Genomic DNA, 14,270 nt, shown 5'->3' with positions numbered 1-14,270 from the left:
GAGGCTTGCCTTCGCGGATTGATCGCCACCGCACGAACATGGTGCCTTGGCCTGGGCGGGTGGCGCTCACCAGGCAGGCCTGCGGTGCTTTGTCCGGCGGCACCGGCACGATCGTACGGATTCCGAAGGCTGGCCGCGGGTGCGATCAGTCCGCTGCTGAGGGGGCCGGCGGAAGGGGGACGGTGGTGATGCCGACGCCGAACGCGCGCAGGCGGTCCAGCGCGCGCACCGGGTCGATCGCCGTTTCGGGAAGGACCACACCGGGCTCCGGGGGCGCGGCGCCGTCCAGGCCGAGGAGGCGCTCGATGCCGATGAGCACTCCGAGGGCGGTCAGATGGGCCTGCCCTCGCGGGTCGCTGACCACCGTGCGGAGTGCCGCCGGCACGTCGTGCTCGTCCCGGCCCCACAGGTCGGCGTAGATCTCATGGGACGCCGTCCCGCCGGAGAGCGTGCCGAAGGAGTCTCCGATCCCCAGGTCGAAGCGGACGTTCGGCGCACCGGTGAAGCCGCCAGCGCCGGCACGTCGAGGACGCCCATGGGTTGCGCGCCGAACGCCGGAAGGCCGTCCCGATCGACGGTGCGGATGTCGTTCGCCGGTTCGACGTTCTCCCAACGTCCGTCGCGGCGGAGGAGTGCGCGGTTGAAGAATGCCTCGCTGTCGTCGGCGGTCATCGGTCCGGTGGGGTCGGCCCGGTCGAACACGGCGGCCAGCTCGATGCGCTCGACCCGGCCGAACTCCTGCGCGGCGGCCAGCGCGGCGAACGTCGTGACCCCCGCCTGCCAGTGGCCCATGATCAAAGCTGGGCGCTGCGCCAGGTCGGCCGCGGCGATCATGGTGCGTCCGACGTTGTCCGCCTTGCGCACGATCCCGAGGTGCGCGGATCCGGCCCGCAGCGCCGCTCTCAGCAGATTGTCGTCCGGGTCCTGCACCACGGAGACGACCAGGTCGAACGGCCCTGCGGCGGCCGGCCCGGTCTCGGCGTCGCCGACGTCGAACTTCACGACGCTCGCTCCCCGATCGCGAGCCGTCGCGGCGGCCTCGGCGGGCCGCCGTCCGCCGATCACCACGTCGATGTCGTGTCCTGCCGTGCGCAGGTGACGGACGGCCATCCGCCGACGAGCCCGTAGCCGCCGATGACAAGTATGCGATGCATCATGTGTTTCCAGAGGGAGAGAAGGAGAGGTACGCAGCCGCCCGGCGCGAGGCGCGCACCGGCTGCTCCGTGCGCCGGGCTACGGGAGCGCCGGGATCGCGTGCCGGGGCGGGCGGCGGAGCTAACTTACTCTTAGTAAGTTACCATTGGTAGGTTACTTGTCAAGGCCATGCCCGAGGGCATGCGCCAGGGGCGTCGTCCGCCTCTGTGGGAGCGACCTCGCCGGGCGAAGGACGGGGCGGAAGCGGCGACGCGTGCGAAGTAAGCTACTTTCCGTAGGTTGTCGGCGACGGGCGGAGGACCACGTGGCCGGACGTCGGCTGGCGCGCGAGGAACGACGCCTGCAACTGCTCGACACGGCGATGGCGATCGTCCGGGCCGAGGGCGCCGAGGCGCTGACGCTCGCCCGGGTCGCCGAGGAGGCCGGCGTCACGAAGCCGGTCGCCTATGAGCACTTCGAGACGCGGACGGGACTGCTGACGGAGCTCTACCGGCGCATCGACGACCAGCAGACCGAAGCGGCGACCACGGCGCTGCGCGCGCGGGTGCGTTCGCTTGAGGAGACCGTGCGGATCCTGGCCGAGGCGTACGTCGACTGTGTGCTGCACATCGGCAAGGAGTTCGGTGCGGTGACCGCGGCGCTCTCCTCGATCGCCGGTACCGAGGAACTGCTGAGAGAGGGGCGCGAGCGCTACGCCGTGCTCTACCTGCGCGCCGTGGAGCGCTTCGTGTCGCTGCCGGAAGGCGAGGGGAAGGCGCTGATGCTCGGCGTCGTCGGCGCGGGCGAGGCGCTGGCCCGCGAGGCCACCGGCGGTCGCCTGAGCCGGGCGGAGGCCGTCCGCGCGGCAGAAAGAATCATGCTGGGAGCCGTGAGCACACCCGGACGCGCCGTGGCGGAACCCAGGGCGACGCCCCGCTAGTCCTCGCCCGCGTTCCTGGCCCGAGTCGCCGCTGCCGTCGCGCCGTGACATCCCGCTGTCCGAGAAGGCCGTCTGCCGGCCGCGCGGCGTTGCCGACATCGGCAAGTAATGGCCCCACCAGGCCGGTTCACTCAGTGAACTAACGCGTGCTACGGTGTCTGACCAGGTGCAGTTCAGTAAGTGAACCATTCGGGTATTGCGGAAGCTGCGACGCCGCTCTCCCTTTGCCTGGCGGCACGTAGTCCTACGAAAGGTGTTCAGATGGCCAACGACGACAGGCTGTTCCTGGTCACCGCCGCGACCGGTAGGACCGGGAGCGGCACGATCCGCCTGCTGCTGCAGCACGGTCACCGCGTCCGCGCAATGGTGCACCGCGAGGACGAGCGCTCCCGCTCGCTGGCCGAAGCCGGCGCCGAGGTGGTCGTCTCGGACTTTCACGACCTGGACGGTGTGACCGCGGCGCTGCAGGGCGTCACCGGCGCCTACCTGTGCCACCCGATCGCCCCGGGCCTCATCGAGGCGACCACCTACTTCGCCCAGGCGGCGACCGAGGCCGGCGTCCGGTCCGTGGTCAACATGTCGCAGATCTCCGCCCGCCGTGAGGCGGGCAGCGACGCCGCCCGGCAGCACTGGCTGTGCGAGCGCTTACTCGACCGGACCGGCATGCTCACCGCGCACCTGCGGCCGACGTTCTTCGCCGAATGGCTGAAGTTGTGGTGGGAGCTGCGAGACGGCGAGGGGTATCTGCGGCTTCCGTTCGGCGAAGGCCGGCACGCGCCGATCGCCTCGGTCGACCAGGCGCACGTGATCGCCACGGTGCTGATCGACCCCGAACCGCACGACCGCGCGGTCTACACCCTGCACGGCCCGGTCGAACTGAACCACCATGGCATCGCCGGGGCCATGTCCGGCACGCTCGGCATCCCGGTGCACTACGAGCCGATCAGCGTCGAGGAGTTCGCCTCGGCCATGGCGGAACGCGGCCTGACCGCGCACCGCATCCAGCACCTGAGCAACGTCGCCGTCGATTACCAGAACGGCGTGTTCGCCGGCACGAACGACAACATCGAGAAGATCGGTCAGCGCGCCCCGCTGTCCGTCGAGCAGTTCGTCCTCGACAACAAGCCCGACTTCGAAATCAGCGGCCCCTACTTCGTCCCCGCTCCCTGACCCGCCGGCCCGTGTGATTCACAGGGCGGGCTCCATACAGGGGAGAGCTCACCGCACCGGGTGGACCTGCGCCGCGAGAGTCTCGGCGGTGGTCGGCCGGATCGTCTCGGCGGCCGCCAGGAGGGCCGTCTCCTCGACGCCATGGCTTTCGAGTTCGACCAACGAGCCACCGCTTTGGGTGAACACCGCGACCCGCCCCTCCCATCCGTAGCGGACCCACCGATCCCGGGAGGCTGCGCGGCAGGGTCCGCTCCCGTCCTGCCACGACTCGGCGTAGTACGGCGTCGCGCACGCCTCCGCGGCGGTCGCGGCCGAGACCCGGCGTACGATCACCTGGATGGCCAGGCGACTCCCGCCCGCCGTCTCCGCACCGACGCGTCGGTATTCCAGCTGGATCACCGGTTCGCCCGCCCCGCCGACGGTCGGCGCTTGAACCTCGGACAACCTGTGCCCCGCGATGCCGGGCGCCACCAGTGGGACTTCGAGCAACTCGAAGGCGCGGGCCAGGTGCCAGCGCCGGGCGGGCTCCTCCAAGGGAACGGCCAGCACGCAGAGTGCGGCGAGTACCCCGAGCACGGCGATCCTGGACCACCACCGCCTTGTGGAAGCCGGCGCCCAGGCGGCGACGGTGAACCCGGCCACCGCCGACATCAGGTGCACGCCACCGAGCAGTGACCGGTCGAAGCCATAGAAGGTGGTCTCAGGCACGAACCTCCATAGAGCCTGGCCCAGGGCCAGTGTGGCGATTTCGCCGGCGAACGCGACGAGGGGCCAGCGGCGCAACCGGACCAGGGCCGCCACGACCGAGCCGATCAGGAAAACCGCCGACATCATCCCGAGGGAATAAGGGCCGCGCACGCCCGAGTGCCCGTCCCAATCTGCGCCTGCCGCCCACATGACGGCCTCCACAGCCCCGACCGCCAGCCCGACCAGCGCACCCCTGCCCATCTCCCTCATACGGCCATGATTCCGAACTCTCCCTCCCATGGACCCCGTCTCCGTCAACTCCTCGCACGCCCGGCAGCGGCGTCGGGGATCCTCCCCGCCGGATGCGGCGGCATGATGTGGGCATGGCGTTGTCGACGGCGTTCACGGAACTGCTCGGCGTGCGGCACCCGATCGCGCTGGCGCCGATGGGCGGGTCGGCCGGTGGCGCGCTTGCCGCAGCCGTCTCCCGCGGCGGCGGGTTCGGAATTCTGGGCGGTGCGTACGGTGACCCGGAGTGGCTGGCACGTGAGGTGCCGATCGTCGCGAGCACTGAATGGCCGTGGGGTGTCGGATTCCTGACCTGGGGGATCGATCTCGCCGCGGTGGAGCTGGCACTGAGCTACGGCCCGAGCGCCGTGATGTTGTCCTTCGGCGATCCGAGCCCATACGCGGAGCATGTCCGCAGGGCAGGCGCCCTGCTGATCCTCCAGGTCACCGATCTGGATGAGGCCAGGCTGGCGGTGGACCTGGGCGCCGACGTGATCGTGGCGCAGGGAACCGAGAGCGGGGGGCACGGAGCCGCGCGCGGGCGGTCCACCTTGCCGTTCGTGCCCGCGGTGGTGGATCTCGTGGCTCCGGTGCCGGTACTGGCGGCGGGCGGGATCGCCGACGGACGCGGTGTGGCGGCGGCTCTCGTGCTGGGCGCCGCCGGAGCGCTCATCGGCACCCGCTTCCAGGCCACCACCGAGGCCCTGGTCGACCCCGTGATCACCAAGGCGATCATCGAGGGCCGGGGGCAGGACACCGAGCGCAGCACCGTGCTGGACATCGCGCGCGGCTCCCGATGGCCGTCGAAGTACCCCGCCCGTACCCTCGGCCATCCTTACCTCGACCGCTGGCGCGGCCGGGAGGCCGAGCTCGCCGCCGATCCGCAAGCCCGTCAGGCCTACCAGGACGACGTGGCACGCGGCGCGGTGCCCCCGCTGCCGGTATGGGCGGGCGAGGCCGTCGACCTCATCACCGACCTGCCCTCGGCGGAGGAACTGGTCGCCGCCATGGCCGCCCAGGCGCAGGACGCCCTGACCCGAGCGGGACGCCGCTGACACCCAGCCGTCGGCGCCGTTCCGAATGGTCGGACAGGGTCACGGCGGCCCTCCCCATCTCACGATGCGGGAGGGCCGCCGCGGCCGGAGTTCACCTACCGGGCTTGACGCCTCGGCCGGTCATCTCGTCCGTCTACAGCCTGGCGCACTGCCCAGACTTCGGGCCGGACACGGTGTTGGGCCGGCCGTCGTTGCTCGGCGCGGGGGAGTTCCCCGCGCACGACAGCGGCCCGCCGATGTGGTTGCCGGCGACGGTCGTCGCCGCCGTGTTGTTCTGCAGGACGAGCGGGCCGGCGACCGTCGAGCCGTCGATCGTCACGTGACCCGTCGTGCCGGTGACCGTCACCGGACCCTTGATCGTCGCCGGGGCGCAGTCCCCGTTGTGGTTGCCGAGCCAGACCCGCGCTCCACCGTTCAGGGCGGCCGGCCCGGACACCGTGGTACCGCACAGCAGAACGTCGACGGCCCCGGACGCCGTCAGCGGACCGCGTACCTCGGACCCGGACGCGTAAAGCCCGGCGCCTGAACGCACGGTCACCGGTCCGGTGATCGTCGCGTCTTCGAGGCACGTGAAACCCGACGAGACGGTCAACGGGCCAGAGTGGGTCCCGGTGATCATCGTTGTGCAGGCCGGGACGCTGGTCGCTGTGAACGGCACGGCCCAGGTCTGGTCCTGGTAACTGTAGGTGACGGTTCCGTGGTACACCTCGTCCGCCGGATAGGTGTGGCTGCCGCTGACCGACATCAGGCTTCTGCCCTGCCGTTGGCTCGCCACGTAATCACGTCCCGCGATGGCGGCCGATTCCGTCGGGGATCCGTCGCCCCAATCGATGACGGCCGTGGACGCACCGGGCGGAATCGAGCCGGCGGCCAGACGCGCCAGGGGCGCGTCGCTCAGGGTCCTGTCCGCGCCGAAACGGGTGAGCGTCCCCATCGCCGCCGTGCCCCAGCTGACCTGGGAGATGGAGCCGTAGTTCACGTTCGCGAACGCCCACCGGGTCCCGGCGACGCTGAGCCGCTGCCGGTATGCGTCGTAGTCCTGGGAGAGCACCTTGGGGGACCAGGCCTTCTCGAAGATTCCCGCCAGCCTCGGGAAGACCATGTACTCGTTGGTGGCCAGTCCACGCATCTGCTCGCCCCAGATGGGCGCCTCGATACCGAGGATGTCCTCAGCCTTCGGACCGCCGTAGGCGGGTTGGGCCCAGACTGACCGGTACTTCTCGTACACCCATTCCGGGTCCCACGAGTAGGCCTGGAGCAGTTCCGTTCGCGGCGTCCTGCCGGGCGACCCGTCATACCCGAAGTCGAGGTAGGCGTTCCATTCCGGGGTCACGATGACGTCCCGGCCCTGGTTGAACCACTCAGGCTTGATGAGAGCGGGACCACCGCCGGTGTAGTCGGACCAGTAGTGGTTGATGGAGGTGGAACCGGGTGCGTATCCCTCGAGCGCCGGGTTCCAGCCCATCAGCCGCTTGCCGTTGTCGTTGACGATGATCTCCATCTGCCGGATCCACCACTTGTAGTCCTCGTGGGGCATCCCGATGGCTTCGTCCCCACCGATGTGGATGATGGAGGAGGGAGAGATCGCGGCAAGCTGCGCGATCGCGTCTCGCCAGAACGCGAGGGCCCGCGCACTGGCCGGGTCGTTCGGATTGGTGCAGAACCGGTCGCTCTGGGTCTGGCCCTGGCAACCCATGACCGCGCGGCCGCCCAGGGCCGTGACCGCAGCCGTGGCATGGGCCGGGCCCTCCAGTTCGGGGACGACCTCGATGAACCGGTCGGCCGCGTACTTGACGATGCCCTTGAAGTCCTCCTGCGTGTAGAAACCCGCGATGCAGTTCGCGCCGTTGCACCCGGTGCCGTCCAGCGTCGGGTAGCCCTTGATCTCAAGGCGCCAGGACTGGCTGTCGCTCAGGTGCAGGTGCAGGCGGTCGCCCTTCAACGCCGCCACCTGGTCGATCATGGACTTCACTTCGGCCACCGTCATGAAGTTACGGGCGGGATCGAGTTGGAGGCCTCGGTGCGCATAGCGGGGATAGTCCACGACCGTTATCGGCTGTGCCGTCCACGGCCCCACGCCGACAGAAGGCGAGTAGGTCGCCGCGGGCAACAACTGCCGAAGGCTCTGGAAGCCGTTGAACAGGCCGTGCGCCTTCGGGGCCACGATCTTCACGCCCGCACTCGACACCGTGAGGGAGTAGCCCTCGGCCGCGGCGACCTCGTTGCCCTGTGGGACGCCGGGCACCGGCCCGAGGGCGAGGGCGATGTCGGCGGCGGTGGCGGAACCTGTCACCACGGGGAGGAGGTACCCGGTGGCCGGCCGCAGGGAGGCCGCGAGAACCTCAGCCGTGCCGGCGAGTCCGCTGTCGGAGACCACGATCCGGGATTTGGCCGTGAGCGCCCACGGCTGACCGGTGCCGGGCGTCTGCTGCACGGGCACGGGGATGATCTGACCCACGACCGGCGCCGGCTTGGGACCGGACCACACCTCGAACTCGTTGATCGTGTATCCGGTCGTGGAATTCGTGGCCAGGGCCTGCATCCGGACGCAGGAGATCGGGTCCTTGCGGTCGATCACATGGGAATCCTTGTCGCTCGGATTCACCACGTGGGTGACCGTCGTCCACGTCTGGCAGTCGGCGTCCGTGGCGACCTGCAGGTCGTACTCCGTCGGCTTGGCCGGTGACGTCCAGAGGCTGTACACCTCGTAGACCGGGGCGGGCGTGGCCAGCTTGACCTGGAACCAGTCCTGAGCCGGGTTGTAGCCGCCGCCGACCGACGCGTAGTTCGAGGTCCAGCCGTTGTGGACGAAGACGTCGACGGCGTTGGCGGGCGCGTACGTCGCGGCGGGCGCGGTCGTACGTTGCGACTTGGCGGAGGCGACCACACCCGGCAGGAGGGCGAGGTTGACGCTCTCGGGCGTGGTGCTCACCGAAACCGGAGGAACGATCTGGGGTGATGCCGGCGCGGTCGACGCCGTGTCGGCCTGTGCGGCGTTCGCCATGACACCGGTGAGGGATGTGGCGAGGAGCGCACCGAATGTCAGAGCAGAGACCGAGCGGGCCCGAGGTCGTCGGCTTCCGCCACGGCCCCTTGTCTGCTCGCGTTTCGCCGATAGGAACGAGATCTTCACGTCACTCCTTAAATCGGGGTACCGCATACCTCCAGCACGGGCCGCGTCCGGGCATCAGTTGGACATGTCCGGCGACCCGTTGGGCGCTGCAGCGTCGGTGCAGCTTCCTGATGTGGTGGTGGGGGAGTTCACGCGGCCAGGGGACCGACCGTCCCGGCGATCTTCTTGTTCATCTCGATTACCGCCTTGCTTTCGGGGGGTGGCTGGTCTATACCGGTTGGCGGCCATGGGCGGTGGATAGATCCCTTATGGAGGGATCTCAGGCTGTCAGGGTAAACAGAAGTTAAAGTTTTGGTCTATACCGCCATGTATCGGATTCGCAACAACGGCGGCTGTCGCCACAGCCGGTCTATACCGGGGGCCCGGCGACGCGGAGCAGCCGCGGTGGTACGGCCGCCGGCGCCGGCAGGCGCAGCGGATGGCGGCCCGGCGTGACACAGCCCAGCGGTGTGGCATGGCGCGCCCCGGTGCAGGAGGGCACCTGACCGGGCAGCCCGTGCACGGTCAGGAAACCGAGCACCGCGAAGGCCAGGGCCTCCTTCGCGGCGGACGGCACCCCGAGGTCGTCGCTGGACGGCAGCCGTACGCCCGGCAGTTCCTCCCCGATCACCCGCATCATCTCCGGGTTACGGACGCCGCCGCCGGACACGACGAGCTCGGTGACGCCATGGGCCCGGCAGGCGTCCGCGACGGTCACCGCGGTCAGCCGGGTGAGCGTGGCCAGGACGTCGTCAGGATTCGCCACGGGCCGCGCGGCCAGCGCCTCGAGCAGGTACGGCAGGTGGAAGTGCTCCTTGCCGGTGCTCTTCGGCGCGGACCTGCGGTAATACGGATCGTCGAGCAGCCACGCCAGCAGGCCCTGGTCCACCCGGCCCGCGGCCGCGCCGCGACCGTCCTCGTCGTGGTCGCGGGCGCCGCCGGTGAAATGCCGTACGGCCGCGTCGACCAGCGCGTTGGCCGGGCCGGTGTCGAAGGCGACCGGGTCGGCGCCCGGCGGGACGACGGTGACGTTGGCGATGCCGCCGAGGTTGAGGGCCGCGGGGACGCCGGCCCGGGCCCGCAGCAGCAGCGTGTCGAGCATGCTCACCAGCGGCGCGCCCTGCCCGCCGGCCGCGACGTCCCGGCCGCGCAGGTCGGAGACGACGGGCAGCCCGGTCGCCTCGGCGATCCAGGCAGGCTGGCCGAGTTGCAGGGTGCCCCGGACGACACCGTCGTCGACCCAGTGGAACACGGTCTGCCCGTGTGAGACCACCAGGTCGGCGGCTCCGCCACAGAGCTCGTCGAGGGCGCGGGCGGCCGCGTCCGCGAACGACCGGCCGATGCCGGTGTCGAGCCGGCAGACGTCCGCGGCCGTCGTCGCCGCCGGAGGCAGCACGGCGGCGATCCGCGTTCGCAGCTCCTGCGGATAGGGGAGGCTGAGCCCGCCCATCGGGCGCATCACCAGTTCGTCACCCAGGAGAGTCAGCTCGGCCGCCGCGGCGTCGATCGCGTCGTAGGACGTGCCCGACATCAGCCCGATCACGCGCACGATTCCTCCCCGTGCCGGCATGGGCGGGTCCCACAAGGTGACGTACGCGTGGAGCCGGCTGCGGTGCGATCCGCAAAGACGCCAGTAGGTTCCCTGGACGGTCTTCTAGATTGGCGGGGAGAAGTAGACCTTGAGGCTATCGCAGCCGTTTCTCGTTTCCCCGGAGGCGCGGATGGTCGCGGAGCCGTCTCCCTCGACCGTTGTGACGCCGACGGGGATGACCGCTCGCGCCTGTTGCGGCTGCCCATCAGGTGGCTGCTCCCAGAAGATGCAGACGACCCCGGCGGAGACCTTCCCGTGGTTCGGATTGGTGAGAACGACTGCGTCGAACGGCCCGAACTTCGTCGTCGGCCGCCCCGCTCCATCGACTGCTTGTGCCTCCACCTCTTGGGGCGCAACAGGGAATGCCGCATCAGCCATTCCACGGACGGTCACCCGGACGTCCGCCACGCTCGCGGCGTCACCGCCGGTGAAGGCGAGAACGTCGATTGATATTTCTCGAGCCGGCACAACCATCTTCGCCTGGTCGGATCCGTAGGCTGTGCTCACGGTGACTCCCGGCAGCGCTGCACCGGTGCGGTCCACCGCCGTGATCTCCAGTGTCGGTATGACGGCTGACGGCCCCTTGTTGACGATGTCCAGCGTCTGATCCATGTATCCAGACGGATTAATCCGGTGAAACGCGAACGCCAACTGGTTCACCCGGGTCGGTCCGCTCTTGCCCTGAGCGGCCAGAGAACAGCCGAAATTGGTCATTACAACCATGAGGGCGATGGCCGTGCGGAGGCTGCGCCATAAACCCACGTGCGGCCGAGGAATACGGACCCTGGCCGAGGTCCCGTTCGAGGTAGTGGGTCCGAGAGTGAAGATCACGCGCGAAGTATGCCAGGCCGGCGGACGCGAAGGGAGAGCGGCGACCTCGGCAGCATGTGGCCCTCAGATGGCGCCGGTCGACTCCTTCTACCGCGAGAACAGGACCGCACCCGAAGGAGCCTCATTTCAGGTCGGCGAGGACGCGGTCGAGGAGCCCGCACAGCGTCTCGAGTTCGCCGGGACCGAGGGCGGAGAACCATGTGGCGACGGCGGCGTGGTCGCCGATGTTCCGCTCGCGCCAGTATTCGGTGTTGGCCGTCGTGGTAACCAGCCTGCGGCGGCGCCTGTCGGCGGGGTCGGTGGCGATCCGCAGCATTCCCTTGCGCTCCAGGGACGCGACCAGTTGCGCGACGTTCTGGTGCGTGCTGCCGAGCACGGCCGCCGCCTCCTTGAGCGACGGTTCGCCGAGCGCGTCCACCACAGTGAGCAACGCGGCCTGCTGGGTGGTGAGCCCGTCCCCGCGCAGCCGGTCGTCCATGAGATACCGCAGTCGCTGGGCGAGGGCGAGGACCGCCCGGAAGGCGTGCACATGCGGCTCGGTGGCCTTGTACGGCTCAGACATAGGCAATATATTACCTAATATGATCGCTCTTGTCCCCCACTGCGGATACCTGTCGGAGACCTCGCGGATGCTGGAGCTGTACCACGCTCTGCGCCGCCGCGGCGCCCAGGTCAGGATCGCCACCCATGGCGGCACCCACGAGGACCAGCTCCGCGTGCCGTACGACGTCATCGAACCGCGCATGGATCACGAGCGCTGTGTCCGGTTCGTCCGGGACGGCCTGGGGCTCGGCCCACCCGACCAGAGCATGTACAGCGACGCCGAACTGCGGGAGCACGTGCTGGCGGAAGCCGACTACTTCCGGGAGCACGGCGTCACCGTCGCGGTCACGGGGATCACGCTCAGCACGCGGCTGTCCACGCAACTGACCGGAACCACGCTGGTGACCGAGCACGCGGGCTCCTGGGTGCCTCCCGCACTGGACCCGGGGCTCCTGGAGCTCACGGCGTACTGCGGAGGCTTCAACCGCGTGGCCGACGAGCTCGGCGTGAAGCGGATTCCCAACCTGCCCGAACTGCTGTGCGGCGACCTGACCCTCGTCCCCGAGGTGCCGCAGGTGCTCGGCGTGCCGGCCGATGAGATGGGTGCCAGGTTCCGCTACACCGGCCCGCTGTTCGCCCACCTCGACCTGCCCGTCCCCCCTCGGGTGACGGCGTTCCTCGACCGGCCGGGCCCCATCGTCTATGTCGCGCTCACGTCCACCCCGGCCGACCTGGTCAGGCGCATCGTCAGGCAACTGCGCGGGCGGGTGCTGGTCGCGGGGGTCGTCCACGATCTGTCCGACCTGGCCGGAGACGACGTCCTGGTGGAGGGCGTGCTGCCGAGCCACCTGATCATGCCGAGGGTCGATCTCGCGATCACCACCGGCGGGCAGGGGAGTGTTCAGACGGCGATGGCGGCGGGAGTCCCGCTCATCGCGGTGCCGCTGCAACCGGAGCAGCAGTTCAACGTCGGTCTGCTCCATCGGCTGGGGGCGGCCGAGCCGATCGATCTCGACCAGGTCGGCCCGCAGGCCGACAAGATGCTTCGAAGTGAGTCCCACCGCATGGCCGCGCGACAGATCAAGTCGTGGTACGACGAGGTCGACGGCCCCGGACTCGCCGCGGAGGCGATCATGGAGGTCGCGTCGCGCTGATCCACTGCGTGACCGTGGCGAAGGACGTTCTCCCTCGCGAAAGCTCGGAAGTGGATGGGAACCCTTGAGTTCCTCTCGAAGTGACGAAGACGCAAAAGTGGGCAATGCGAACCTACGTACAGTGCGTAGCGGATCACTGTTGTAGGCGACCGGGGGTCACTTTGATCAAGAACGTGTTCGTCCTAGTGTTGGCCGTCTTGGCGGGTTTCGTCACCTATGGCCTAGTAGCCGGTCATCGCGAACTGGCGAGACGGCGGGCGCGGTAAATCGTCGCGTTCGGCCCCACCGCCGGCCGTCATTCAGGGTCGGTTCCACGCGTCGCCGGCACGGGCCGGGACGGACGGCCGTCGCGTGCTTTGATGTTTAGCGGTAGCTCACCCAAGAGACCGCGTCAAAGGCAAGGTGGGGTTCCGGATGGCGGATGCCCGATCGGCCGTGCGTGACCCGAAGCGGCTGGCGGCCGTTCGGGCCTCGGGTCTGCTGGATTCCGAGCATGACCCCGGACTCGATCGGTTCACCCGGCTTGCCGCCGGCACGACGAACGCCGTGCGGTCGTTCGTGTCGATCGTCGGCAGTGAGCGTTCGCTCTGGAGGAGCACGATCGGGCCGGGTGGTCTGGCAGGCGCCGAGGAGGTGGACCGGCGGCTCCCGGTCGAGGCCAGTCCGTGCCGGACGCTGGTCGCGACGAATACGCCTCTGATCGTTGAGGACGCGGCCCACGATCCACGTGTCCGGGACCTGGCCGTGGTCGCGGAACTGGACATAGGTGCCATGGCGGGCTGCCCGGTCCACGGTCCCGAGGGTGAGGTCCTGGGCGGCCTGTGGGTGCTGGATGCGGCGCCGAGGGCATGGTCGGAGGGCGACATTCAGGTTCTGTCGGCCTTGGCGCAGGCGATTTCGGCTGAGATCGCGCTCCGTGGCGCGTTGACTCGTGCGAATCGCCGTGTGTCCGCGTTGCAGGCGGCGGGAGCGACCTCGACGGAGCTTGCGCAAACTCTTCAGCAAAGTCTTCTGCCACCGGTCATGCCGGAGATGGCCGGCATGGAGGCGGCGGCGGCTTTCATCCCCGCCGCCGGCGGCGTGATCGTCACGGGGGACTTCTACGACCTGTTCCCGACCGGCGAGTCTCGCTGGTGCGTGGTCCTGGGTGACGTCTCGGGACATGGTGTCGAGGCCGCCCAGTTGACGGCTCTGGCCAGGTACACCATCCGTGCCGACGCCCTCAACACGCTGTCGCCGAACCGCGTGTTGGCGCAGCTCAACCAGGCGCTGCTGACGCAACGGAAACCGGACGAACGGTTCCTCACGGCGGTCTGCGCCATCATGCGACCGGACAAGGACGGTTTCACCGGCCTGATCACCACCGCGGGGCACCCTTCGGCGCTGCTCCACCGCGCTGACGGCACCGTTGAGTCCCTGCGGACCTCGGGCACCCTGCTCGGCATGTTCCCGGACGCCGACCTTGGGCAGGTCCGGTTCTCGCTGCACCCCGGGGACGCTCTTGTGCTGTATTCCGACGGGGTCACCGAGGCGCACGCCGCGAACGACTGGGATCTCTTCGGAGAAGAGCGGTTGATCACGCTGATCTCGAAGGTCGGGAACGCGGAGGCGGAGGCTCACGTGAAGGGGATCAGTGATTCCGTCCTGACCTACAGCCGCGGGCACATGATCGATGACATGGCCATCCTGGTGCTTCGTGTGCTGCCGTCCGGCGAGACGGGCGCAGGCGGATAGCGGGCCTGGACGGCACGGCCCGCCTCTGCCC

General features: G+C 69.4%; 12 protein-coding genes. 5 read left to right on the top strand and 7 right to left on the bottom strand.

The window, feature by feature from the left end:
* Positions 1–145 precede the first annotated feature (145 nt).
* A complete protein-coding gene (locus Pka01_RS04395) occupies positions 146–385 on the bottom strand; it encodes a hypothetical protein (RefSeq protein WP_203881249.1) in 240 nt (79 codons plus the stop codon).
* Positions 331–1,110 carry a saccharopine dehydrogenase family protein gene (locus Pka01_RS04390; RefSeq protein ID WP_203881248.1) on the bottom strand — a complete coding sequence of 260 codons (780 nt, stop codon included), beginning with the start codon at positions 1,108–1,110 and terminating at the stop codon, positions 331–333. The genes Pka01_RS04395 and Pka01_RS04390 overlap by 55 nt, the downstream gene beginning before the upstream one ends.
* A gap of 349 nt (positions 1,111–1,459) precedes the next feature.
* Here Pka01_RS04390 and Pka01_RS04385 point away from each other — a divergent pair, with 349 nt between their 5' ends.
* Together Pka01_RS04385 and Pka01_RS04380 are read left to right on the top strand one after the other, a co-directional pair.
* Positions 1,460–2,074 (top strand): TetR/AcrR family transcriptional regulator, encoded by a 615-nt coding sequence (locus Pka01_RS04385; RefSeq protein WP_203881247.1) that lies wholly within the window; start codon positions 1,460–1,462, stop codon positions 2,072–2,074.
* A 261-nt stretch (positions 2,075–2,335) separates the two neighbouring features.
* The gene (locus Pka01_RS04380) at positions 2,336–3,244 is read left to right on the top strand and encodes an NmrA family NAD(P)-binding protein (RefSeq protein ID WP_203881246.1); all 909 of its coding nucleotides are present in this window, start codon (positions 2,336–2,338) and stop codon (positions 3,242–3,244) included.
* A gap of 48 nt (positions 3,245–3,292) precedes the next feature.
* Here Pka01_RS04380 and Pka01_RS04375 read toward each other — a convergent pair whose 3' ends face one another.
* Complete coding sequence (locus Pka01_RS04375; protein ID WP_203881245.1) at positions 3,293–4,201, bottom strand: hypothetical protein; 909 nt, start codon at positions 4,199–4,201, stop codon at positions 3,293–3,295.
* A gap of 113 nt (positions 4,202–4,314) precedes the next feature.
* Here Pka01_RS04375 and Pka01_RS04370 point away from each other — a divergent pair, with 113 nt between their 5' ends.
* Positions 4,315–5,274: an NAD(P)H-dependent flavin oxidoreductase gene (locus Pka01_RS04370; RefSeq protein ID WP_203881244.1), complete on the top strand. Its 960-nt coding sequence runs from the start codon at positions 4,315–4,317 to the stop codon at positions 5,272–5,274.
* A 133-nt stretch (positions 5,275–5,407) separates the two neighbouring features.
* Here the strand turns inward: Pka01_RS04370 and Pka01_RS04365 are convergent, their stop codons facing one another.
* The 4 genes from Pka01_RS04365 to Pka01_RS04350 form a co-directional block, all read right to left on the bottom strand.
* Entirely contained in the window at positions 5,408–8,206 is a 2,799-nt protein-coding gene (locus Pka01_RS04365) for a beta-N-acetylhexosaminidase (protein WP_203881243.1), read from the bottom strand.
* Between the two features lie 550 nt (positions 8,207–8,756).
* The gene (locus Pka01_RS04360) at positions 8,757–9,935 is read right to left on the bottom strand and encodes an anhydro-N-acetylmuramic acid kinase (RefSeq protein WP_203881242.1); all 1,179 of its coding nucleotides are present in this window, start codon (positions 9,933–9,935) and stop codon (positions 8,757–8,759) included.
* A 105-nt stretch (positions 9,936–10,040) separates the two neighbouring features.
* The gene (locus tag Pka01_RS04355) at positions 10,041–10,691 is read right to left on the bottom strand and encodes a hypothetical protein (protein ID WP_203881241.1); all 651 of its coding nucleotides are present in this window, start codon (positions 10,689–10,691) and stop codon (positions 10,041–10,043) included.
* Positions 10,692–10,929: 238 nt separating this feature from the next.
* The gene (locus Pka01_RS04350) at positions 10,930–11,370 is read right to left on the bottom strand and encodes a MarR family winged helix-turn-helix transcriptional regulator (protein ID WP_203881240.1); all 441 of its coding nucleotides are present in this window, start codon (positions 11,368–11,370) and stop codon (positions 10,930–10,932) included.
* A gap of 19 nt (positions 11,371–11,389) precedes the next feature.
* Here Pka01_RS04350 and Pka01_RS04345 point away from each other — a divergent pair, with 19 nt between their 5' ends.
* Both Pka01_RS04345 and Pka01_RS04340 read left to right on the top strand, forming a co-directional pair.
* Complete coding sequence (locus Pka01_RS04345; RefSeq protein WP_203881239.1) at positions 11,390–12,505, top strand: glycosyltransferase; 1,116 nt, start codon at positions 11,390–11,392, stop codon at positions 12,503–12,505.
* A 414-nt stretch (positions 12,506–12,919) separates the two neighbouring features.
* Positions 12,920–14,239, top strand: coding sequence for a PP2C family protein-serine/threonine phosphatase (locus Pka01_RS04340; RefSeq protein ID WP_203881238.1), 1,320 nt, complete (start codon positions 12,920–12,922; stop codon positions 14,237–14,239).
* Positions 14,240–14,270 lie beyond the last annotated feature (31 nt).

Source organism: Planotetraspora kaengkrachanensis (assembly GCF_016862895.1).
Taxonomy (GTDB): Bacteria; Actinomycetota; Actinomycetes; order Streptosporangiales; family Streptosporangiaceae; genus Planotetraspora; species Planotetraspora kaengkrachanensis.
This window is presented reverse-complemented; position numbering and strand designations above follow the sequence as displayed.